General features: G+C 69.2%; 20 protein-coding genes. 13 read left to right on the top strand and 7 right to left on the bottom strand.

What is annotated here, in order from left to right:
• From ACSAMQ_RS15065 to ACSAMQ_RS15035, 7 genes are all read left to right on the top strand, one after another.
• Positions 1–682 (top strand): DUF6776 family protein (locus ACSAMQ_RS15065; RefSeq protein WP_435396423.1); only part of this gene is annotated, 682 nt, incomplete at its 5' end.
• Positions 683–740: 58 nt separating this feature from the next.
• Positions 741–1,115, top strand: coding sequence for an iron-sulfur cluster insertion protein ErpA (erpA, locus tag ACSAMQ_RS15060; protein WP_031371162.1), 375 nt, complete (start codon positions 741–743; stop codon positions 1,113–1,115).
• A 139-nt stretch (positions 1,116–1,254) separates the two neighbouring features.
• A complete protein-coding gene (gene nudC, locus ACSAMQ_RS15055) occupies positions 1,255–2,217 on the top strand; it encodes an NAD(+) diphosphatase (protein WP_435396422.1) in 963 nt (320 codons plus the stop codon).
• A 175-nt stretch (positions 2,218–2,392) separates the two neighbouring features.
• A complete protein-coding gene (gene ampE, locus ACSAMQ_RS15050) occupies positions 2,393–3,307 on the top strand; it encodes a regulatory signaling modulator protein AmpE (RefSeq protein WP_435396421.1) in 915 nt (304 codons plus the stop codon).
• 391 nt (positions 3,308–3,698) lie between these two features.
• Positions 3,699–4,409, top strand: a complete 711-nt coding sequence (locus ACSAMQ_RS15045; protein WP_435396420.1) for an RNA polymerase sigma factor — start codon at positions 3,699–3,701, stop codon at positions 4,407–4,409.
• Between the two features lie 20 nt (positions 4,410–4,429).
• Positions 4,430–5,416, top strand: a complete 987-nt coding sequence (locus ACSAMQ_RS15040; RefSeq protein WP_435396419.1) for a FecR family protein — start codon at positions 4,430–4,432, stop codon at positions 5,414–5,416.
• A gap of 94 nt (positions 5,417–5,510) precedes the next feature.
• The gene (locus ACSAMQ_RS15035; RefSeq protein WP_435396418.1) at positions 5,511–8,351 is read left to right on the top strand and encodes a TonB-dependent receptor domain-containing protein; all 2,841 of its coding nucleotides are present in this window, start codon (positions 5,511–5,513) and stop codon (positions 8,349–8,351) included.
• 24 nt (positions 8,352–8,375) lie between these two features.
• Here the strand turns inward: ACSAMQ_RS15035 and ACSAMQ_RS15030 are convergent, their stop codons facing one another.
• From ACSAMQ_RS15030 to ACSAMQ_RS15015, 4 genes are all read right to left on the bottom strand, one after another.
• Positions 8,376–8,795, bottom strand: coding sequence for a DUF2752 domain-containing protein (locus ACSAMQ_RS15030; RefSeq protein WP_435396417.1), 420 nt, complete (start codon positions 8,793–8,795; stop codon positions 8,376–8,378).
• Positions 8,796–8,822: 27 nt separating this feature from the next.
• Positions 8,823–9,161 (bottom strand): CD225/dispanin family protein, encoded by a 339-nt coding sequence (locus ACSAMQ_RS15025; protein WP_435396416.1) that lies wholly within the window; start codon positions 9,159–9,161, stop codon positions 8,823–8,825.
• Positions 9,162–9,284: 123 nt separating this feature from the next.
• Positions 9,285–11,183, bottom strand: a complete 1,899-nt coding sequence (locus ACSAMQ_RS15020) for an MFS transporter (RefSeq protein WP_435396415.1) — start codon at positions 11,181–11,183, stop codon at positions 9,285–9,287.
• 299 nt (positions 11,184–11,482) lie between these two features.
• Positions 11,483–12,088: a mechanosensitive ion channel domain-containing protein gene (locus ACSAMQ_RS15015; protein ID WP_435396414.1), complete on the bottom strand. Its 606-nt coding sequence runs from the start codon at positions 12,086–12,088 to the stop codon at positions 11,483–11,485.
• Positions 12,089–12,366: 278 nt separating this feature from the next.
• Between ACSAMQ_RS15015 and ACSAMQ_RS15010 the strand changes: the two genes are divergently transcribed.
• From ACSAMQ_RS15010 to ACSAMQ_RS15000, 3 genes are all read left to right on the top strand, one after another.
• Positions 12,367–12,585 (top strand): hypothetical protein, encoded by a 219-nt coding sequence (locus ACSAMQ_RS15010; RefSeq protein WP_435396413.1) that lies wholly within the window; start codon positions 12,367–12,369, stop codon positions 12,583–12,585.
• A 163-nt stretch (positions 12,586–12,748) separates the two neighbouring features.
• The gene (locus ACSAMQ_RS15005) at positions 12,749–13,021 is read left to right on the top strand and encodes a hypothetical protein (protein WP_435396412.1); all 273 of its coding nucleotides are present in this window, start codon (positions 12,749–12,751) and stop codon (positions 13,019–13,021) included.
• Between the two features lie 340 nt (positions 13,022–13,361).
• The gene (locus ACSAMQ_RS15000) at positions 13,362–14,984 is read left to right on the top strand and encodes an FAD-dependent monooxygenase (protein WP_435396411.1); all 1,623 of its coding nucleotides are present in this window, start codon (positions 13,362–13,364) and stop codon (positions 14,982–14,984) included.
• Between the two features lie 282 nt (positions 14,985–15,266).
• Here the strand turns inward: ACSAMQ_RS15000 and purD are convergent, their stop codons facing one another.
• The 3 genes from purD to purH all read right to left on the bottom strand — a co-directional run bounded on the left by purD (position 15,267) and on the right by purH (position 19,173).
• A complete protein-coding gene (gene purD, locus ACSAMQ_RS14995) occupies positions 15,267–16,565 on the bottom strand; it encodes a phosphoribosylamine--glycine ligase (protein WP_435396410.1) in 1,299 nt (432 codons plus the stop codon).
• Positions 16,566–16,818: 253 nt separating this feature from the next.
• The gene (locus ACSAMQ_RS14990; protein ID WP_435396409.1) at positions 16,819–17,502 is read right to left on the bottom strand and encodes a hypothetical protein; all 684 of its coding nucleotides are present in this window, start codon (positions 17,500–17,502) and stop codon (positions 16,819–16,821) included.
• A gap of 84 nt (positions 17,503–17,586) precedes the next feature.
• On the bottom strand, positions 17,587–19,173 hold the full coding sequence (gene purH / locus ACSAMQ_RS14985) for a bifunctional phosphoribosylaminoimidazolecarboxamide formyltransferase/IMP cyclohydrolase (RefSeq protein ID WP_435396408.1): 1,587 nt from the start codon (positions 19,171–19,173) through the stop codon (positions 17,587–17,589).
• A gap of 208 nt (positions 19,174–19,381) precedes the next feature.
• Between purH and ACSAMQ_RS14980 the strand changes: the two genes are divergently transcribed.
• The 3 genes from ACSAMQ_RS14980 to ACSAMQ_RS14970 form a co-directional block, all read left to right on the top strand.
• The gene (locus ACSAMQ_RS14980; protein WP_435396407.1) at positions 19,382–20,059 is read left to right on the top strand and encodes a CDP-alcohol phosphatidyltransferase family protein; all 678 of its coding nucleotides are present in this window, start codon (positions 19,382–19,384) and stop codon (positions 20,057–20,059) included.
• A complete protein-coding gene (locus ACSAMQ_RS14975; protein ID WP_435396406.1) occupies positions 20,056–21,816 on the top strand; it encodes a bifunctional alpha/beta hydrolase/class I SAM-dependent methyltransferase in 1,761 nt (586 codons plus the stop codon). The genes ACSAMQ_RS14980 and ACSAMQ_RS14975 overlap by 4 nt, the downstream gene beginning before the upstream one ends.
• The coding region (locus ACSAMQ_RS14970) for a phosphatase PAP2/dual specificity phosphatase family protein (protein ID WP_435396405.1) at positions 21,813–23,048 on the top strand (1,236 nt) is incomplete at its 3' end. The genes ACSAMQ_RS14975 and ACSAMQ_RS14970, both read left to right, overlap by 4 nt.

The following is a 23,048-nucleotide window of genomic DNA, read 5'->3' as shown; positions in this document are numbered from 1 at the left end:
CCGGCTGCTGGCCGGGCTGGCCCTCGCCGTGGCCCTGGCCTTCGGCGGTTGGGGCCTGTGGCGTGCGCTCACCACCCCCGACGAACCCGCGCCGCCGCCCGCCGGGGCCGCGGCGATGACGCCGCGGCAAATGCAGGCCGAACTCGAAAGCCTGCGCCAGCGCGTCACCACGCTCGGCCGGTCCGACGGCATCAGCCGCCAGGCCAACCGCGACCTGCAGAGCGCTCTGGCCGAGCGCGACGAGGAAATCGCCGGCCTGCGCGCCGACGTCGCCTTCTACGAGCGCCTGGTCGGCGCCACCGGTCAGCGCCGCGGCCTGACCGTGCATGCGCTGAAGATGCAGCCCCAGCAAGGCGCGCCGTCGGCCTGGCACTTCACCACCACCCTGACCCAGAACCTCAATCGCGGCGCGGTCAGCGCCGGCCGGGTCACCCTCGCACTCGAGGGCACCCGCGCCGGCAAGCTCGAGAAACTGCTCTGGACCGACCTGCGCCAGCAGCCCGACGCGCCCGGCACGCCGTACTCGTTCAAGTACTTCGAGCAGGTCGAGGGCGACGTATTCCTGCCGCCCGGCCTGACCCCGGTGCGGGTAACCGTGCGCCTGACCCCGCAGAAGGGCGCGGTGATCGAACAATCCTTCAGCTGGGCCGACGCCACCCGCGACACCGGTGCCGGCGGCTGATCCGCAGTGTTCGCCCGGTGCGCTTGAATGCGCGCCGCGCGGCCCTCATCCTTTGCCCATGGAAACCACCCTTCTTTCCGCCGCACCGGGCTATCAATCGCTGGAGCGGCCTCTGCAGTTCTCGTCCTCGGCCGCGAACAAGGTTCGCGAACTGATCGCCGAGGAAGGCAACGACGCCCTCAAGCTGCGCGTCTACATCCAGGGCGGCGGCTGCTCGGGCTTCCAGTACGGCTTCGAGTTCGACGAGCAGCAGGGCGAGGACGACCTCGCCGTGCAGACCGACGGCGTGACTCTGCTGGTCGATCCGCTCAGCCTGCAATACCTGATGGGCGCCGAGGTCGATTACACCGAGAGCCTGCACGGTTCGCAGTTCGTGATCCGCAACCCGAACGCCAAGACCACCTGCGGCTGCGGCTCGTCGTTCGGCGTCTGAGCGGCGCGGCGCAGCCTGCGGCGTTGCGCGCGCGGGCGTTGCCGGAACACTCTCCTTCGAAGCTCTTGGCCTTTTCTCTCGGGGCGCTTGTCTTGAATCAGCCTTTGCCGAAGCAGCCTGTCCCTGAGCGGAGCGCTGGATGACGCCGTTCGCTTTCGTCGAGGCCGATTCGGCCTGGCGCGCCGCGCTCGATCGCGCCGACCATCTGCGCGACCAGGACGATGCCCTGACCGCCCTGTGGCCGCAGGCGCGGGTGATCGTGCTCGACAACGCCGGCAACGCCCTCGCCAACGAGGACGGCAGTCTGTGCGCGCCGCTCGGTCCGGAACTCACCGACGGCCCCGGCGGGGTCGGCGCGGCGATTTTCCTCGGACTGAGCGCGGACGGGCAGGGCTGGTTCGCGATCGAGGCCGAACTGGTCGCCTTCGATGCGCCGCGCCGGGTCGACTTGCGCAGCGCCGCCGCGCATTGGCCTTGGCTCGAGGCCAGCGCCTTCGCCCAGGCCCGCGCCCTGCAGCATTGGCGCAGCCGCCATCGCCATTGCGGCGTATGCGGCGGCGAGGTCGCCTTCTCGCGCGCCGGCTGGCTCGGCCGTTGCGGCCAGTGCGGCAGCGAACACTATCCGCGCACCGACCCGGCGGTCATCGTCGCGGTCAGCGACGGCGCGCGTCTGTTGCTCGGCCGCCAGACCGGTTGGCCGGCGCGACGTTATTCGGTGATCGCCGGCTTCGTCGAGCCCGGCGAGTCGCTGGAGCAGACCGTCGCCCGCGAGGTGCTGGAAGAAACCGGCGTGCGCGTGCGCAGCTGCCGTTACCTGGGGTCGCAGCCGTGGCCGTTCCCGGGCGCGCTGATGCTCGGCTTCGCCGCGCTCGCCGAGGCCGACGAACCGCAGGTCGGCGACGAACTCGAAGAAGCGCGCTGGTTCACGCTCGACGAGATTCGCGCCGCCTCCGCGCGCGGCGAACGCGATGCCGCCGCGGCGCCGGGCGAGCGCGATGCCGCGCTCGAGGACGACGGCCCGCTGTTGTCGCCGAGCATTTCGATCTCGCGCTGGCTGATCGACCAATGGCGGCTGGCCGCCGAGGCCGACGCCGGGCGCTGATCCCGGCAAGAGCCATGCTGCCGAGCGCATTGCCGGTGCGCTCGCGACATGCGCGCCGGTACGGAACCGATACGCCGACGTCATCGCCTGCCGCGGACGCGGCGTCGCGCGGTCGCGCTAGAATCCCGGTCGTATCGGACCGGGATTTTTTCGCCATGCCAGGAGCGTTGCCGCAATGTCAGTCACGCTGATCGCCGCCGTCGTCGCGCTCGTGCTCGGCCATCTCGCTCAGCCGCTGGCCGCGTCGGTGCGTCACTACGGCTGGTACAGCGACTGGCTGCGCTGGATCGACAGCCGCCTGCCGGAAGACAGCTTCTGGCGCGGGCGCTGGGGCCTGGCGCTGGCCCTGGTGCCGCCGCTGCTCGCGGTGACCCTGTTCCAACTGGCCCTCGACGAGCCCCTGATCGGGCTCGGCGGACTGCTGTTCGGCATCATCGTGCTGTTCTATGCCTGGGGCCCGCGCGACCTCGACCAGGACGTCGAAGCCCTGGCCTCGGCGCGCGACCTCGCCAGCCGGCGCGAAGCCGCGGCGCGGTTCTGGCCCGAAGGCGGCACGCCCGCGCTGGACGGCGGCTCGCTGGTCGAAGCGGTGTTCCGCAACGCCTTGCGGCGCTGGTTCGGCGTGTTGTTCTGGTTCCTGCTGCTCGGCCCGGTCGGCGCGCTCGGCTATCGCCTGGTGGCACTGGCGGCCGAAGGCGAGGCTTCGCGCCAGTTGCCCGGCGAGACCCTCGGCGGCGCGCGCACCCTGCTGGCGCTGCTGGATTGGCCGGTGGCCCAGCTGATGACTCTGGCCCTGGCCCTGGTCGGCAACTTCGACACCGTGCTCGGCGCCTGGCGCGAGTCCGGCGGCGCGCGTTTCAGCGTCGACAACCGTTTCCTCGGCGCGGTCGCCCGCGCCAGCGTGAAGTGCGAGCTGGCCGAGGAGGCCGCCGACTACGTCGGCGAATCCGGGGTGGCCTCCACCACCGCCGTCGCCCTGGCCACGTCCGAGGCGCCCGAACTGCGCGACGCGATGAGCCTGGTCTGGCGCAGCCTGCTGGTCTGGCTGGCGATCCTCGCGCTGTTCGTGATCGCCGGTTTCGTCGCCTGAGGCGAGCGCCGCCGGATTGCCGTTTGAGACCGGCTAGCCAAAACCCGACGCCTGCGCATGGATGGGGTAGGGAGGCGCCGCTCGCCCTGCGTTTGAACGGACAGGTTTCCAGGAATCCTGCGAGCCGCGCGAACAGCGCGTTCCCCCCGGCCGGGCCGGCGGGTCGAACGCCGGTCCAGCCTCGGGGGCGGACGGACCCGCGCGCTGCGGAACCACTGGCGACCCGCCGCGCAGGCAGCGCGGCTGCGACAGACAGCACGGTTACGGCGACAGAGCGATGCAATACCCGTTACGCGACAACAGGAGTCCGGTAGTCACGATCTGAACCCCTGTAAGCGAGCGGTCTCGCATCGCGCCTGCGCGCCCTCACGTTTGCGGAGGACTCGATCTGGTGAATCGCTTCACGTCCATCATCCATGCCGGTTTCGCGCCAGGCGTCGCGGCGCACGACGGCCAGGGCTTCGTTCACCCGGCTGGCACGCCTGGGCTAGTATCGAAGCAATTTCCTGGAGCGTGGACGAAGGTGGACGTGGGTCAGGATTCTCCAGCGGCGAACCAGCCCGCTCCGACGCGTCAGGACGACGATCATTTCATCGTGTTCCTGCGCGATCATCGCGAGCCGTTGATCGCGTTCCTGCGCAAATCCGCGGCGACGCACGAGGATGCGCAGGACATCGCCCAGGAAACGATGATGCGGATGCTGCGCTATCGCGACCAGCCGGCCGAAGCGCTGAAGATCCTGATGTACCGCATCGCGATCAACGCGCTCAACGACCGCGGGCGCCGCCAGAAGACCCGGCACGCGCCCGAGCACGTCAGTCTCGACGAGGACTATCACGCGCTGCCTTCGCAGGAGCCCACCCACGATCAGCGCGTGGCGACCGAGCAGGAACTGGCGCTGGTGCGCGCGGCGATCATGCAACTGCCGATGCGCAGTCGGCAGATCTATCTGCTCAACCGCATCAACGGCATGAGTTACACACAGATCGCTCGCCATTGCGGTATTTCTGTAAAGGCGGTGGAGAAGAATATCGGCCGGGCGCTCGCGCTGTTGCGCGCACGCATGAAGGACAGCGGCTTCGAGAACTTACAAGCACCATGAAGACATCAACTCCCACATCGATGGATCCGAACACGGCGCTTTCCGGCGAAGGCCGCGCCGAAGCGTGGGTGGCGCGGCTCGCCTCGCCCGAGTGCACGGCGCAGGAACGCGCCGAGTTCGATCGTTGGCTCGACGAGTCGCCGCGGCACGTCGACGACTACGTGCGCGCCGAGCGTACCCACCAACTCGCCGCGGCCCTGGCCGGCGACGAGATGCTGCAGGCGGCCGCGCGGATCGCCTGGCGCGCCACCGGCCGCGAAGCGGCGCGCTCGCGTTGGTGGGCGCCGACCGCGCTGGCCGCCTCGCTGCTGGTCGCGACCGTGGTCGGAGTGACCTGGCTGCGCACCGCGCCGGCGCCGGTCGCCGACGAACGCCATGCCACCGCAGTCGGCGAGCAGCGTTCGCTGCGCTTGGCCGACGGCACCCGGGTCTTGCTCGACACCGACTCGGCGATCGTCGCGCGCTTCAGCGAGCGCGGCCGCGAAGTGGTGCTCGACCGCGGCCGCGTCCGCTTCGAGGTCGCCGCCGATCCGGCGCGTCCGTTCCTGGTCAAGGCCGGTCGCGGCGAGATCCGCGACATCGGCACCACCTTCCAGGTGCACAAGACCGACGCGACGGTCAGCGTCGGCCTGATCGAGGGCTCGGTGATCGTCTCCGGCGGGGTCGCCCAGGCCTCCAGCACGCTGCAGCCGGGCCAGCAGCTCAGCTACGACGACAGCGGCCGCCTCGGCGCCGCCGAACCGCTGGACGTCAAGGCCGCGCAGGCCTGGCCGGCCGGCAACCTGGTGTTCAAGAACCGCCGCCTGGACGCCCTGCTGCTGGAAATGAACCGGTACTCGGCCACCAAGCTGCGCCTCGGCGAGCCCGGCCTGGGCGAGATCCCGGTCAGCGGCGTGTTCCACATCGGCGACCAGGCCTCCTTGCTGGAAGTCCTGGAGCGCGGCTGGTCGCTCAAGGGCGAGCGGAACGACGAGGGCGACATCGTCCTGCGCCGCAAGTCCGGCTGACCGGCCCCGGTGGGCCGCGTCGATGCTATGGTTGGACAGCGCCGTCAACGGGGGGCGCCGAGTTCCGCTCTGGTCTGATCGATGCGGTTGGTGGATGGTCAAGATTTCCCATGCGTTCATCGTTTCCGTCGCGCTGACATTCGCGCCTGAAGTTGGGGCCTACCAGGCGCCCAAAGGCGATTTCACGGCAGATGGCTACCGCATCCAGGCAGGCGCCCTGGATGATGCGCTCAATGCCTTCGCGGCCCAAAGCCGCGTGCAGATTCTCTATTCCCCCTCGCTGGTCGCGAACCGCCGCAGCAGCGGCCTGAATGCCCATGTCTCGGCGCGCGACGCACTGGCACGCTTGCTGCAGGGCACCGGCCTCACCGCGGTGGCCGTAAACGCCAATACCTACTTGCTGCAGGCGGTGCCCAGGCCGCGACCGGTCGCGGCCCCTCGTGCGACCGTGCGGCGGGAGGTCTCCGGGCCGAGTTCGCCGACCCAGCTCGACACCGTCCACGTCACCGGCACGCGCATCCCGCGCTCGGCCTTCCAGACCTCGACCCCGCTGACCATCATCACCCGCGAGCAGATCCGCTCGAGCGGGCACCAGACCCTGTTCGACCTGCTGCGGCTGATGCCGGGCATGACCGGCCACCACCCGCGCGACGTCGCCACCGCCGGCGGCGCCTCGCAGGTCCCCTCGGCCGCGGCGGCGTCCTCGAGCCTGTACTCGCTCGGCCCGCGCGCGACCCTGTTCCTGGTCGACGGCCGGCGCATCGCGAATTACGGCCTGGTCTCCACCGACATGGGCGCGCTCAGCGATCTCAACGGCATCCCGTTGAGCATGATCGACCGCATCGAGATCCTGCACGGCGGCGCCTCGGCGATCTACGGCGCCGACGCCATGGCCGGCGTGGTCAACATCATCCTCAAGAAGGATTACAGCGGCGGCGAAGTCACCGCCAACTTCGGCGTGTCCGAACGCGGCGACGCCGAGCAGCAGCGCTTGTCGGTCAACCTCGGCCTGCCGACCCGCGGCGGCGGCAACGTGTTCCTGAGCGGCGACCACTTCACCCGCAACCCGCTGGTCGGCAGCCAGCGCGCCTGGAGCACGGTCGACCAGGAACAGGCCGGGCTGCGGGACGCGCGCATTCCGTTCGGTTACTACTTCGGCAACTACTACGTGCCGATCAAGGGCTGCGACGACCTCGACACCGGCAGCGAGGGCCAGGCCTGCAGCCTCGACCGCGCGCGCTACGTCAGCCTGCAGCCGGGCATCACCAGCACCGCGTTCTACGGCCATTACCGCCAGCCGGTCGGCAGCCACAGCGAGCTCTACGCCGACGTGCGCGCGACCCGGGTGGTGCTGGAGATGCAGAACGCGCCGTTCTACGGCCTGGTGAGCCTGCCCGAGGACAGCCCCGATGCGTTCGCGCCGATGCCGGTCCTGCCGCTGGCCTACGCCTTCTCCGAAGTCGGGCCGGTGCGCAACCGCACCACCACCACCACCCGCGATTCGACCCTGGGTTTGCGCGGCTATCGCGGGCGCTGGGAGTGGGACCTCAGCCTGGCCCAGCGCCGCAACAAGGTGCTCAACCGCATCGACGGCCTGATCGACGAGCCCAAGCTCGAAGAGGCGGTCGAGGCGGAAAAATTCAGCTTCACCAAGAACGCCAACACCGAGGAAGTGATCGAGGAGATCTCGCCGCAGAACACCCTCGGCGGCGAAGTCATCCTCGACAGCGTGGTGGCCAACTTCGACGGCCCGCTGTTCGCGATGCCGGCCGGCGACGCCACCGTCGCGGTCGGCGCCGAGGCGCGCCGCGAACGCCTGCGCAGCCGCCCCGGCGGGGCGTTCATGCGCGGCGAGGTGGCCCTGGCGCAGAAGATGGAGACGCGCAATTCGCACCGCTACGACTCCGCGCTGTACGCCGAGATGAACCTGCCGCTGCACGAAAGCCTGTCGATCGACGCGGCCTGGCGGGTCGACCACAACGGCGGCCACGGCAGCCGGGTCTCGCCGAAGGCCGGGTTCAAATGGTCGCCGTTGCAGAGCCTGACCCTGCGCGGCTCGGTCGGCGAAGGCTATCGCGCGCCGACCCTGTTCGAGATGCGCCGGCCGATGACCTTCGGCGATACCGAGATCGTGCCGTGGAATCCGGCCACCGATCCCTGCCTGATCCAGGTCAGCGAGACCGATTGCCTGGTCGACAAGCAGGCGACCGTCAATTCCAGGCTCAAGCCGGAAACCTCGCACAGCCGGACCGTCGGCGTGATCTGGTCGCCGACCGACGCCTTCAGCCTGACTCTCAACCACTACCGCATCCGCCGCAACAACGAGATCCTGGTGATCAATTCGCTGCAAAGGCCGGAGCTGTACCCCGAGGCCCTGGTGCGCGACTCCGACGGTTATCTGACCGGCGTGAACCTGTACCTCGACAACGTCGGCAGCACCGACGTGCGCGGGTGGGAGTTCGATGCCGACTACCGCTTCGAGACCGCGCGCCTGGGCAAGTTCGCGCTGCGCCTCAACGGCCATTACCTCGACCACCTGATCCGCCGCTCGCATCCGACGGTCGATGCGCTCGACTACGCCGGCTACACCACGCCGAACCGCAGCGCGCTCGGCAGCGTGCAGTGGAGCTACCGCAACTGGATCACCACCCTCAACCTGCGCTACATGGGCCCGGCCAAGGTCGACTTCGGCGACCCCACCAAGAGCTGCTACGAGACCTGGCAGGTCAGCGGCAAATGCCGCACGCCCAGCGCGACCGTGACCGATCTGAACATCGCCTACGGCGGCTTCGAGCATTGGCTGCTGAGCCTCAACGTCAGCAATCTGAGCGACCACCGGCCGGTCAACTACGACGAAAGCCCGGGCGGCTACAGCATCGTCGACGACGACCCGGTCGGGCGCTATTACCTGGTCAGCGCGACCTATCGCTTTTGAGGCGCGCCGCACGGCGGCGCGCGATCAGCCCGGCGCGAGCCAGGCGAACGGCCACCACGGCAGGTTGCGCAGCAACCAGAAACCCAGCAGCAGGCCGATCCAGAATTTGGCGCTGGTCAGGGTGGCGACGACCGCCTTCGGCAACGGCAAGCGATAGCCCAAGCCCTGCAGCGCCAGCAAGGGCACCGCGATCATCAGCAACGGCAGCAGCGGATTCATCGCCAGCATCTGGGCGAGGTCGCCATGCACCAGCGCGTGCAGGGCCCGGGTCATGCCGCAACCGGGGCAGTACAGGCCGGTGACCTCGTAGAATACGCAGCCCGGCAACGGGCTGCCGGCGGCGCTGGGATCGAAGCGCCGCAGCACCCACACGCCGGCGGCCGCCGCGGCCGTGGCGGCTGCGGCGGTCGCGGCGAGCGCGAGGTGACGCGATCGCTCTTTCATCGTATCGACTGCGACGGGCTCGACCGATCAGCGCGTCTGCAAGCGCTGGAGTTCCTGCAGCGCATCGCCGTACAGGAACGAGGCGCCGTTGATGAAGAACGACACGATCATCCAGATCAGGCCGAGCACGGCCAGGCCGGTGCCGACCCAGGTCCAGATCTTCGCGTTTTCCGAAGCGCGGCGCGCGCCGGCTTCGTCGCCGGCGGCATACTTGCTGTTGACCTGGCTGCCGTAGACGATCGCGACGATGCCGGGAATCGAGCCGACGATGCAGCACAGGCAGAAGGTCAACACGGTGACCGTGATCGACCAGGCGAGGTAATTCGGGTACGGCGAAACCGGTGCTCCGGCGGTCGGCTGATTCATGAGATCCCCCTTTCGAACGATGGATGCCGCGACGCGGCGGTCGGGGCATCCTAGCAGCGCGCCCGCGGCCCGACACTCCCCGGCGCGCCCTTCCCGATCAGGCCCGCGTGCCGACAGGTGCGGCTAGGCGCGGTCGCCGCGCAGCGCGCGCACCCGCGCTTCCAGCGACTCGGCGGTGACGGTGTCCGCCTGGACCGGCGCATCGGCGACCACTTCGACGTGGGCGCGGAAACGCCGCGGCAGACGCATCCGCGCCAGGCGGCCGCCCTCGGCGCGCGCGTTGCGCCGGCTCCACATGCTCGACCACATGCCGCGCAGCGCCATCGGGATCACCGGCACCGGCCGCTTGTCCAGGATATGTTCGACGCCTGACTTGAACTTGGCGATCTCGCCGTCCTTGGTCAGGGCGCCCTCGGGGAAGATGCCGACCAACTGGCCGTCGTCGAGCGCGGCCTCGATTTCCTCGAACGCGCGCCGCATCACCTCCGGGTTTTCCTTCGCGCCGGCGATCGGGATCGCCTTGGCGGTGCGGAAGATCCAGCTCATCACCGGGATGTTGAAGATCTTGTAGTACATGACGAAGCGCACCGGACGCGGGATGCTCGCGCTGAGGATCAGCGCGTCCATGTAGCTGACGTGGTTGCACACCACCAGCGCGGCGCCTTCGTCGGGGATGCGCTCGGTGCCCGATACCCGCAACCGGTACAGGGTGCGCACGAACACCCAGCTCAAAAAGCGCATCAGGAACTCGGGCACGATCGTGAAGATGTAGATCGCGACCAGCGCGTTGGCGATCGCCAGGGCCAGGAAGATCTGCGGGATGGTCCAGTGGAAGAGCTTCTGCACCACCACGCCGAGCGCCGCGGCCAACACGATGAAGGCGGCGTTCTGGATGTTCATGCCGGCGATCACGCGCGACAGCTCGTTCTTCGGCGTGCGGTTCTGGATCAGCGCGAACAGCGGCACGACGAAGAAACCGGCGAACACACCGATGCCGACCAGGTCCATGACGATTCGCCAACTGCCCGGCTGGGCGATGAACCCGGCGACCTCCAGGCCGCTGGCCGTCGCCGCGCCGCTGCGGGCGAAAAACAGATCGACCATGAAGGCGCTCATGCCGAACGCGCCGAGCGGCACCAGGCCGATCTCGACCGTGCGCGCCGACAGCCGTTCGCACAGCATCGAGCCCACACCGGTGCCGACCGAGAACAGGGCCAGGGCGAAGATGTACAGCGTCTCGGCGCCGCCGAGGTTGTCGACCGCATAGGTCGGCAGTTGCGAGGTCAGCACCGTGCCGACGAACCAGAACCAGGACACGCCGAGTACCGAGTTGCGCACCGCCGGCTGGCGCCGGGTCATGCGCAGGACCTTGACCGACTCGGGGATCGGGTTCCAGTTGATCTTGAGTCCCGGTTCGCCGGCGTCGGCGCGCGGGATCAGGCGGCTGACGATGTTGCCGGTGATCGCCAGGACGACGATCGCGCTGGCCGCGACCACCGGGCCTTGGCTGCCGGCGAGCTTGAAGATCAGGCCGCCGAAGATCATCCCGACCAGGATCGAGATCGAAGTGCCCATCTCGACCAGGCCGTTGCCGCCGGTGAGTTCCTCGGGCTTGAGCACCGAGGGCAGAATCGAATACTTGACCGGGCCGAACAGGGTCGACTGCAGGCCGGTGCAGAACAGCGCGACCAGCAGCACCGGCAGGTTCTGGGTCAGGAACCCGACCGCGGCCAGCGACATGATCGCGATCTCCATGGTCGTGGTGATGCGGATCAGCTTGTGTTTTTCGAGCCGCTCGGCGATCTGGCCCGCGGTCGCCGAGAACAGGAAGTAGGGCAGGATGAACAGCGCCGGCGCGAGATTGGTGTACAGCGTGCGCTGCTCGGGACTGACGCCGAGGTAGAACAGCAAGCCGATGATCGCCTGCCGATAGACGTTGTCGTTGAAGGCGCCCAGGGCCTGGGTCAGGAAGAACGGCAGGAAACGCCGTTGGGTGAGCAACGCGAACTGGTTGTGCGCCATGCCGTCCTGCTTGTCCGATCAAACCCGCACGTCGATGTGCGGCTCGCGCGAAGGATTCGCCGGGCGAGCCTAACAAACCCGTCCCGGTGCCGTGTAGCGGGAGGGGCGGAGTAGCGGAAAACTAGACCGCGAAGCTACGGCCCCTGGACGCACCGTCCTGGCCTAGCGGTCCTGCCGCTTGCGGTGGTTGCCGCCCGCGACGGCCTTTGCGGGTTCTCGAACCCGTGGTTGCCGCTCCCTCTCGACCTGTGCGGTTCGCCTTTGCGAGAGGGGACAGGGGCTCCTGCCGTCGCTTTCGCTCAGCGCCCGGCTGCGTCCTGCCAATCGGCCGCGCTGCCGGCTTCCTCGCGCGCGACCCGGCTCCAGGCCGGCTCCTGCCGCCAGCGGCGCGTGGTGCGCTGGAAGAACTGGCTGTTGGGCACCTGCAGCACCGAGTCCTCGCCGTCGGCATGGATCTCCTGCAAGGTGGTGTAGATGAAATTGATGTCGATCACCCGCCCGCGCAGCCCCGGCTTGTCGCCGTTTTCCAGCAGCTCGATGTAGTCGTACAGCCGGAACGGCCGCGTGGTCAGGATCAGGAACGCGCAGAAGATGTTCGACAGCACGCTCCAGGCGGCGAAGAACGCCACCGCGCCGACAGCGACGAAGCCGGTCAGCGTCGTCCACACCACCGAGCCGGAAATGCCGAGCCGGTTGAGGAACAACAGCAGCGCGCCGATGTAGATCAAGGTGCTCAGCACCCGCCGCAGGCCCAGCCCGAACGCCGGCGCGATGTCGTAGCGGAGGCAGATCCGCCGCACCAATTGCCGCAGCAGCGTGGTCAACAGCCAGGCCCCGACCAGGATCGCCAGGGCTTCGCCCAGCCTCATGGCGATGTAGGCGCCTTCTGCGACCGTCGGCGACATGGATGCGTGTCCTTGGCGTAGCGAATGGGCCGGCAGTGTAAGACGACGCGAGTTAGCGCGTCGTGGTCGAAGCGGCCGGCGATGGCGATGTTTCGGTTCCGGCCGTGCGCCGGATCGGTCAGGCGAGATGGCCCGGCACCCGGAGTGCGAGGTAATGCGACAGGTCGTCCGCGGCATTCTCGGTCTGTCCGCGGACGTGCGCGCTTTGGTCGTGCAATGCATCGGCGATTGCGGGCACGATGCGGGCCGGGGTCGAGACGGCCGCAGGCGCGGGCAAGATGGCCGAACCCGAGAATGGCATTGCCCCGACGTTGGAAATCCGGATGCCGGGCCAGCGACAGGCAGATCGCTTCCGTCCAGGCGCGATCGGGTGGATCCATGCCGATCGCGATGGGGACGTGCAGGAGTTTCTCGGCCAGCCCGGTGCGACTGCGGTTTCGATGTCCCGCATCGTCCATCCGTTTCGAAACGGTCCCCTGAGTATCCGATTCCCGTAATGGCTGCAGCGCCGCGATTCGATGGCGGTGCGCGTTCGGAAATGTCGGCGCCGGGTGAACGTCAGCAGCCTGAACGGGTGCAGGCCGTCGCAAGGAATTTCACGTCGAGCCCGCAAGGCCTCATTACCCTGGGGCCGGCACCTTAGTTGAAGAGGACGTGGATATGACTGCGGATACCAAGACACCGTTGGACCAGGTCAATGCGGCGTTGACCCAGCTCAAGGAGATGCGCCACTACGCGAAGAACTACGTCGAACAGTTGACGGCGCAGTGGCTGTTGTTCGACGGCGAGCTGAAGAAGTTGAAGCAGGCGGAAAACATCGAGGAGCTGATGACGCGACAGGGCGAACTGTACGACGCCCTGGAGAAGGAAATCGCGGAGTTGGAGGAAGTGGTGGTGGCCTTGCAGCCGGCGCCGGAGGAAGGGGTGGCGTAGCGGTTTCTGGCTCGCCTTCAGGGGGACGGCGCGGAATCGGGCCTGGGCCTGCGCGGCTTCGATGTTCGGCGGGACAGGCGGCGGATTTTGCGCGTCCCTTGGTCGCGGCTCGCGCCGCTCCTACCCTTGATCGCTGGCGTCGATCGATGACGGTGAAACCGCTGCTTATGCGTGTTTCAGTGGCTGCTCACGCCGCTCCTGCAAGGAGGCGGAGGCGACCTGGAAAACGAGGGTGCTTCGTCCCTGCCAATATCTTATCCCACCCGGGGCTTGCGGCAAGCCCCCGGGCGTGGTGCTCAATCGCCCGCCGTAGCGAGGCTACGCAACCGGGAGACGGGCTATGAGCATGTGGGCATCGAAATGGGCGGTGCGGGAGCACGCCGAACACGGGCGTGCGGACGAGGCCGCGGCGGCGATTCGCAATCGTGCGGAAGCCGTCGACGGCGAGAGCGACGAGCGCGCGGCGGCTCGGCATGAGGTGATCGTCGCCGGCGGCGGGCCGACCGGCCTGATGCTGGCCGGCGAGCTGGCCCTGGCCGGAGTCGATGTGGCGGTCGTCGAGCGGCGTGCGAGCCAGGAACTGGTCGGGTCGCGTGCGGGCGGGTTGCATGCGCGCACCCTGGAAGTGCTGGATCAGCGCGGGATCGTCGATCGGTTTCTCGCCGAGGGACAGGTAGCGCAGGTTGCCGGTTTCGCCGGGGTGACCTTCGACCTGACCGGCTTTCCGACTCGCCATCCGTACGGACTCGGGCTGTGGCAGAACCGCATCGAACGGATTCTCGCCGGCTGGGTCGACGAACTCGGCGTGAAGATCCTGCGCGGATGCGAGGTCGTAGGCCTGGCGCAGGACGAAGCCGGCGTCGAGGTCGTCTTGTCGGACGACACGCGTTTGCAGGCGCAGTATCTGGTCGGCTGCGACGGTGGGCGCAGCCGGGTGCGCAAGGCGGCCGGTATCGATTTTCCCGGCTGGGACGCCACGACCAGTCATCTGATCGCCGAGGTCGAGATGGCGCAGACGCCGCCCTTGGGTGTGCATCGCAGCGACTTCGGCATCCATTCCTTCGGCCGCGCCGATTACGAGATCCGCGACGGCAAAGTCGTCTACGCCGACACCGGGCCGGTGCGGGTGATGCTGACCGAGGCGCAGGTCGGCGCCGGCGGCGAACCGACCCTGGAGGACCTGCGTGCTGCGCTGATCGCGGTGTGCGGCACCGACTACGGCGTGCACAGCCCGACCTGGATTTCGCGTTTCACCGATGCGACGCGGCAGGCCGCGGCTTATCGCGAGCGGCGCGTACTGCTGGCCGGCGACGCCGCGCACGTGCATGCGCCCGATGGCGGACAGGGACTGCAGCTCGGGGTGCAGGATGCGGTGAACCTGGGCTGGAAACTGGCGCAGGTGGTCAAGGGACTGTCGCCGGACAGCCTGCTCGACAGCTATCACGCCGAGCGTCACCCGGTCGCGGCGCGGGTGCTGCGCACTACGATGGCGTCGATCGCGCTGCGCCGCGGCGATGAGCGCACGACCGCCTTGCGCGAGACCGTCGCCGAGTTGCTCGGCATGGACGAGCCGCGCCGGCGCTTCGCGGCGCAGTTGTCGGGGCTGGGGATTCGTTACGACTTCGGCGACGGGCATCCCTTGCTCGGACAGCGCATGCCGGATCTGGACCTGGTCGTAGCCGGCGAGGCGGTGCGGGCGCATGCCCTGCTGCATGAAGCGCGGCCGCTGCTGCTCGATTTCGCTGTGGGCGGCAGCATCGATATCGGCGCGTGGGCGGACCGGGTTCGCCGGGTCGAGGCCGCTTACGACGGCGCCTGGGAGTTGCCTGCCGAGGGTGTCGTGCCGGCGCCGTCGGCGGTGTTGATCCGGCCGGACGGGTATGTGGCCTGGGTCGGCGACGGCGGCGATGCGGGGATGGCGGAAGCGCTAGGCGTTTGGTTTGGAGCGCCGATTGCGACGTAGCGGCGTGGCTTGATCGGGTGAAGCCACGCTGTTTCTTGGAGCGGTCATGTGGCGGCTTGCGCCGGTTTGCACGCGATGGTTCGCGGTTTCGATGGATGACGGCGGCGTTGTCGTTTCTGCGCGTTCCGTGGTCGCGGCTTGCGCCGCTCCTACCCTGAGCTGCATTGGCTCGTGTAGGAGCGACGTGAGTCGCGACCGAACCGCCAGGGGCAGAGAAACGGCCGGTAGAGGAGCTTTTCCGTCCGTTTCGGTTTATGCGCAGCGATGGATGAAACTCAGCGCTCAGCCCTTCGCCGCCTGCTCGCGTTCGATCGCGCGCCAGCCGATGTCGTTGCGATGGAATTCGCCGTCCCAGCGGATCTTGGCGAGGGCGGCGTAGGCCTCGCGCTGGGCCTGGGCGACGTCGTCGCCGAGGGCGCAAACGCACAGCACGCGGCCGCCGGCGGTCAGCACTTCGCCGTCGGGGCCGAGTTTGGTGCCGGCCTGGAACACCTTGGCATGCGGCGGCTGCGGCGCGGTCAGGCCATGGACGACGTCGCCGGCCCGCGGCGTTTCCGGGTAATTCGCCGCGGCCATGACCACGCCGAGCGAGGGCCGCGGGCTCCATTGCGCCTGCACGCGGTCGAGGCGGCCGTCGAGCGCGGCCTCCACCAGGTCGAGCAGGTCCGAGTCCAGGCGCAGCATCACCGGCTGGGTCTCCGGGTCGCCGAAGCGGACGTTGAACTCGATGACCTTGGGCGCGCCGGCCTGGTCGATCATCAGGCCGGCGTAGAGGAAACCGGTGAACGGCACGCCGTCGGCGATCATGCCGTCGACCGTCGGCATCACCACTTCGCGCATCACCCGCTCGTGCACTTCCGGGGTGACCACCGGCGCCGGCGAGTAGGCGCCCATGCCGCCGGTGTTGGGGCCGGTGTCGCCGTCGCCGACGCGCTTGTGATCCTGCGAGGTCGCCATCGGCAGCGCGTGCCTGCCGTCCACCATCGAGATGAAGCTGGCTTCTTCGCCATCGAGGAATTCCTCGATCACCACACGCGCGCCGGCCGCGCCGAAGGCGTTGCCCGACAGCATGTCGATCACCGCGGCTTCGGCTTCTTCCAGGGTCATCGCGACGATCACGCCCTTGCCGGCGGCGAGGCCGTCGGCCTTGACCACGATCGGCGCGCCTTTCTCGCGCAGATAGGCCAGCGCGGCGTCGACTTCGGTGTGCACGGCGTAGTACGCGGTCGGGATGCCGTGGCGGGCCAGGAAATCCTTGGCGAAGGCCTTGCTGCCTTCGAGCTGGGCCGCGGCGGCGGTCGGCCCGAAGATGCGGCGTCCGTCGGCGCGGAAGCGGTCGACCACGCCGGCGACCAGCGGGGCTTCGGGGCCGACCACGGTCAGCGCCACGTCTTCCCCGGCGGCGAGCTCGAGCAGGCCGTCGATGTCGGTGGCGGCGACCGCGACGTTGCGGCATTTCTCCTCGTGCGCGGTGCCGGCATTGCCAGGCGCCACCAGCACCTCGTCGATGCGCGGCGACTGGGCCAGCTTCCAGGCCAGCGCGTGTTCGCGCCCGCCGGAACCGATAACGAGGATCTTCATGCGTGCTCCAGCGGGATAAGGACAACAGTCGCCGATTTTACGCGCAGGCAGGGGGCGGGGCGAACGCTGCATGGCAAACCTGGCGCGGCGAGGCTTCGGGTAGGAGCGGCGCAAGCCGCGATCTCCGGCCGGAGAGCCGGTTCAACAGACGGGACGTCGCTTCGGAGAAGTGCGTTGCGCCGGAGGGGCCAGGCTTCGAGCGGTCGCGGCTTGCGCCGCTCCTGCCCTGAAAGCGGGCGCGTCCGCGACTGCGCTACTGAATCAGCGCCTCGGCGCGAATCACCCCGTCCTCGCGCATCTGCGCCATGGCCAGGTCGGCCAGGCTGTCCCACAGCGGCGGCGGCAGCCGGTTCTGGCGCAGGTGCCAGAGCAGGGCCAGCGATTGGTAGCGGCCCTCGCGCCAGGTCAGAGTCGCGCGCCAGGCGGGCTGCAGGGTCCGCGGGTCGAGCAGTTCGAGCCGGTAGGCCTGTTCGGCGATTTCACGGCCGTCGCGCTTCATGCCCTCGAGCGACACTCGCAGCACCGGTGCGTCGGCCTCGCGGATCGCCTGGGTAGTGCGGGCCTGGTGTTGCATCGCGGCGTTGCGGACGCTGGCTTGCGCGGTCTGGCCGAAGCGTTCCTCGTTGCTGCGCGCGGACAGGGCGAGGGTGCGGTAACCCAGGTCGCTCAGGCGCCGTTCGAGCGCGCGCGCGAGCCGCGCGGTGGAGTCGCGGCGCAGGCCGGCGTCGAGGTTCAACGACACGTCCGGTTCGACCAGCAGCAGGGTGACGGCACGCCCGTCGGCGCGGTAATCGCCGAGGACTTCGCTGGCGACCGCCTGGCGGCGCGAGTGCTGCCAGCCGCCCCAGGCGGCGAGGACCACGCACAGCAGCGCCAGCACGAGCAGCTTGCGTGCGATCGAACGGCCCAGCGTGTGTCGCGACGGCGATCGGTTCATGGCGGAGATGGCGCGGCCAGGGGCGGGCGCAAGCAGTCGTGAGTTCGGACTCGGCGCGGATGCAAGCGCATCCGCGCCGTTCGATCAATGACGGAAGTGGCGCACGCCGGTGAAGACCATCGCCAGGCCGTGCTCGTCGGCGGCGGCGATGACTTCGTTGTCGCGCATCGAGCCGCCCGGCTGGATCACCGCCTTGATGCCGGCCGCGGCGGCGGCGTCGATGCCGTCGCGGAACGGGAAGAAGGCGTCGGAGGCCATCACCGAGCCCGGCACGATCAAGCCGGCTTCTTCGGCCTTGAGCGCGGCGATCTTGGCGCTAACGACGCGGCTCATCTGGCCGGCGCCGATGCCGATGCTGCGGTGGTCGCGCGCATAGACGATGGCGTTGGACTTGACGAACTTGGCGATGCGCCAGGCGAACAGCAGATCGCTCAGTTGCGCGTCGGTCGGCGCGAGCCGGCTGACCACCTTGAGCTCGTCGCGGCCGACTTCGCGCAGGTCGCTGCTCTGGACCAGCAGGCCCGAGCCGATGCGCTTGAGGTCGTGCCGGTTGCGGCCCTCGCCGTGCGGGATGCGCAGCACGCGCACGTTGGCCTTCTTTTTGGCGTAGTCGAGCGCGCCGTCTTCGTAGTCGGGCGCGATCAGCACCTCGACGAACTGACGGTCGAGGATGACCTTGGCGGTCGCCGCGTCGAGCCGGGTGTTGAAGGCGATGATGCCGCCGAAGGCCGAGGTCGGGTCGGTGGCGTAGGCGAGTTCGTAGGCATCGCCGCAGGCCACGCCTTCGGCCACACCGCAGGGGTTGGCATGCTTGACGATGACGCAGGCCGGGCGCTCGAACTGGCGCACGCATTCCCAGGCCGCATCGGCGTCGGCGAGGTTGTTGAAGCTCAGCTCCTTGCCCTGCAGTTGGGTGAAGGTGGCCAGGGTGCCTGCCACCGGTTGCAGGTCGCGGTAGAACGCGCCTTGCTGGTGCGGGTTTTCGCCGTAGCGCAGGTCCATGACCTTGACGAAATTGGCGTTGTGCTGGGCCGGGAAGGTCAGCGCGCTGCCGTCTTCGGCGATCGCCGAGAGGTGGTTGCTGATCGCGGCGTCGTACTGGGCGACGCGGTTGAATGCGGCGACCGACAGCGCGAAACGAGTCTTGGCGCTGAGCGCGCCGTCGCCGGCCTCGAGCTCGGCGAGGAGGCCGGCGTACTGGGCCGGGTCGGTCGCCACCGCGACGCGGGCGAAGTTCTTCGCCGCCGAACGCAGCATCGCCGGGCCGCCGATGTCGATGTTCTCGATGATGTCGTCGAAGCTGCAGGCCGGATCGGCCGCGACTTTCTCGAACGGATACAGGTTCAGCACCAGCAGGTCGATCGCGGCGATGCCGTGTTCGGCCATCACCGCATCGTCGGTGCCGGCGCGGCCGAGCAGGCCGCCGTGGACCAGCGGATGCAGGGTTTTGACGCGGCCGTCCATCATCTCCGGGAAGCCGGTGACCTCGGACACGTCGCGCACGGCCAGGCCGGCGTCGCGGATGGCCTTGGCGGTGCCGCCGGTGGAAAGCAGTTCGACTCCGCGCGCGGCCAGGGCCCGGGCGAGTTCGAGGAGACCGGTCTTGTCGGACACGGACAGCAGGGCGCGGCGGATTTTAACCGGCGTGCCGGGCAGGCGATCGGAGGTCATTCGGGGAGGCAGGGCAGCGGAAGGCGCGGGAATTATAGCCGCGCAGGGCCGGAAGCCGGCCGTTCATGCGGGGATGGACGCGGTTTCGGGCGGAGTGGCGATCTGCTGTCGCCGCTCCCTGCCTTTGGACGCGGCGCTGCCATCGTCCCGGCCAACGGCTAAGCTGATGCGCGACGGCCCATGCCGGGCAGTACGGAACGCACAGGGAATGGCATCGATCTACGCTTTGAAGGGGCGCTTCCAGGCGCTGCTGCGGCCGCTGGTGCGGCGCCTGCATGCGCTGGGGGTCAGCGCGAATCAGGTCACCGTCGCGGCGGGCGTGGTCTCGCTCGCGGTCGCGGCGGCGGTCGCCTGGGGCGCCGGCGCACGCCCCTGGCTGTTCGCGCTGTTGCCGCTGTGGATGTTCCTGCGCATGGCGATGAACGCCATCGACGGCATGCTCGCGCGCGAGTTCGGCCAGCAATCGCGCCTGGGCGCCTACCTCAACGAACTGTGCGATGTGGTGTCCGACAGCGCGCTGTATCTGTCGCTGTTGGCGGTGCCGGGCCTCGCCGCGGCGCCGTTGTTCGGGTTCGTGCTGCTGGCCGCGTTGACCGAATACGCCGGCGTGCTCGGCTCGATGGTCGGCGCGCCGCGCCGCTACGACGGGCCGATGGGCAAGAGCGACCGCGCCTTCGGCATCGGGCTGCTCGGCGTTCTGCTTGCCGGCGGCTGGGTGGGCGCGACGATTACGGAACTCGCGCTCGCCCTGATGGGTCTGATGTGCGTATGGACCGTGGTGCGCCGGGTGCGCGCCGGGTTGCGGCACGAGGCCGCGCCGGACCAGGCCGCGCCAGACCAGGTCGCGCCAGGCAAGGACGGGCAACGACAAGGAGAACAAGCATGAGGGAACATCAGGAACGCCAGTACTCGAGTTTCGACGATACCTCGCTGTTCTATCGCCACTGGCCGGCGACCGAAGCCGCGCCGGGACAGCCGCGCCGCGCGGTCGTGCTGCTGCACCGCGGCCACGAGCACTCCGGCCGGGTCGCCCATCTGGTCGGCGAGTTGAACCTCAACGACTGCGATTTCTTCGCCTGGGACGCGCGCGGCAACGGCCGCTCGCCGGGCGAGCGCGGCGATGCGCCGGGCTTTGAGGCCCTGGTCCGCGATCTCGATCGCTTCATCGCCCATATCGCCGAAGTCCATGGCATCGCCGTGGAGCAGATCGCGCTGGTCGCGCAGAGCGTCGGCGCGGTGGTCGCGGCGACCTGGGTCCACGACTACGCGCCGCGGCTGCGCGCGCTGGTGCTGGCCTCGCCGGCCTTCAAGGTCAAGCTGTACCTGCCGTGGGCGCGGCCGGGCCTGAAGCTGATGCAGAAGCTGCGGGGCAATTTCTTTGTCAACAGCTACGTCCAGCCGCAGTGGCTGAGCCACGACCCCGAACGCATCGCCAGCTATCGCAACGACCCGCTGATCGCACGGCCGATTTCGGTGCGGGTGTTGCTGGGCCTGTACGAGGCCGCCGACCGCATCGTCGCCGACGCCCAGGCGATCACGGTGCCGACCCAGTTGCTAGTGTCGGGCGCCGACTTCGTGGTGCATCGCGGGCCCCAGGACCGTTTCTACGAGCGTCTGGGTTCCAGCATCAAGCAGCGCCATCTGTTCGCGGACTTCTATCACGACACCCTCGGCGAAAAAGGCCGGGCCGCCGCGGTCAACCGCATTCGCAGCTTCGTCCAGGCGCGTTTCGCCGAGCCGCTGCGCCGCGCCGACCTGCTCGATGCGCACCGCCACGGGCCGAGTTTCGACGAGTCGGAGCGACTGTCCTGGCCGCCGCAGCGCTGGTCGCTGGCCGACCTGCGCTGGCGTTTCGTGCGCGCCGGCCTGCGTTTCGGCGGCCGGTTCTCCGAGGGCATCAAGCTCGGCATCGACACCGGTTTCGATTCCGGCAGCAGCCTGGACTACATCTATCGCAACCAGGCGCGCGGCAGCGGGCCGCTCGGCCGCATGATCGACCGCAACTATCTGCAGGCGATCGGCTGGCGCGGCATCCGCGTGCGCCGCACCCATCTGCACGAGCTGCTGCGCATCGCCATGCGCCGTTTGCGCGCGGCCGGCTTGCCGGTCGATGCGGTGGACATCGCCGCCGGTCACGGCCGCTATGCGCTGGAGGCGCTGGCCGGCGGCAGCGAACGCGCCGATTCGATCCGGCTGCGCGATTACAGCGAACTCAACGTCGACCAGGGCCGCGCCCTGATCGATGAGCTCGGCGCCGGCGCGATCGCGCGCTTCGACCAGGGCGATGCCTTCGATCGCAACGCCCTGGCGGCGCTGGACCCGCGCCCGACCCTGGCGGTGGTGTCGGGGCTGTACGAGTTGTTCCCCGACAACGAGCAGGTGCGGCGTTCGCTCGACGGCCTGGCCGCGGCGGTGCCGGCCGGCGGCTATCTGGTCTATACCGGCCAGCCCTGGCATCCGCAGCTCGAGTTCATCGCTCGCGCCCTCACCAGCCACCGCGGCGGCGAAGCCTGGGTGATGCGGCGCCGCAGCCAACAGGAGATGGACGACCTGGTCGCCGCGGCGGGCTTTCGCAAGATCGACCAGCGCATCGACGCCTGGGGCATCTTCACCGTATCGCTGGCGCAGCGGGTCGAGGCGTGACCGCGGCGCCAGCGCCGCGTCCTTGGGGACGGGCTGTGCTGTGGCTGGCGTTGCTGGGGCCGCTGTTCTTTCTCAGCTACGGCTACGCCAACTCGGTCGCGGCCTCGCGCGGCGCGGTGCCGCATATAGTCTTCGCCTGGGAGCAGGCGATTCCGTTCTGGGCCTGGACCATCGTGCCGTATTGGTCGATCGACCTGTTCTACGGCATCTCGCTGTTCGTCTGCCGCGACCGCCGCGAGCTGGATATCCAGGCGCTGCGCCTGTTGACCGCGCAAGCGATAGCGGTCGCTTGCTTCCTGCTGTGGCCTTTGCGCTACACCTTCGAACGTCCCGACAGCGACGGCCTGTTCGGCTGGTTGTTCGACGTGTTGCTGGGCTTCGACAAACCCTTCAACCAGGCGCCGTCCTTGCACATCGTGCTGCTGATCGTGTTGTGGGTGAGGTTCGCCCGGCACCTGCGCGGCGGCTGGCGCTGGCTGTTGCACGCGTGGTTCGCTTTGATCGGCGTGTCGGTGCTGACCACCTTCCAGCATCACTTCATCGATATTCCGACCGGCCTGCTCGCCGGCTGGTTGTGCGTGTGGCTGTGGCCCGAACGCGTCGCCGCCCCGTGGCGCGGCGCGGCGGTCGCGCGCGATCGGCAGCGTTGGCAGTTGGCGGCGGTTTACTGCGCCGGCGCGGCGGCGTGCGTGTTCGCGGCATGGTCGCTCGGCGGGGCGGCCTGGTGGCTGCTGTGGCCGGCCTGGTCGCTGGCGATGGTGGCCGCGAATTACGCGCTGTTCGGCGCCAACGGGTTCCAGAAGCGCGCCGACGGCCGCCTGAGCTTGGCGGCGCGCTGGCTGTATGCGCCTTACCTGCTCGGCGCCTGGCTCAATTCGCGCTGGTGGACGCGGCACGCGCCGCAACCGGTGGCGGTCGCAGGCGGCGTCTGGCTCGGCCGCCTGCCGGGCGCGGGCGAACGCGATCGGTTCGCCGCGGTCGTCGACTGCAGCGCCGAGTTGTCGCTGCCGGTATGGCGCGAGGGCGATGCGGTGCGGCCGATGCTGGATCTGGTCGCGCCGACGCCGGCGCAGCTGCGGCAGGCGGCGCAGGACATCGAGCGCCTGCGTCGGCGCGGGGAGGTCCTGGTCTGCTGCGCGCTGGGCTATTCGCGCAGCGCCGCGGCGATCGCGGCCTGGTTGCTGCTCAGCGGCCGCGCCGCCGATGTCGAGGCGGCCATCGCGGCCCTGCGC

It is taken from the genome of Lysobacter sp. 1R34A (assembly GCF_051217035.1).
In the GTDB taxonomy this organism is placed as follows: domain Bacteria; phylum Pseudomonadota; class Gammaproteobacteria; order Xanthomonadales; family Xanthomonadaceae; genus Lysobacter.
Note: the sequence above shows the minus strand (reverse complement) of the source record. Positions and strands in the feature narration are given on the sequence as shown.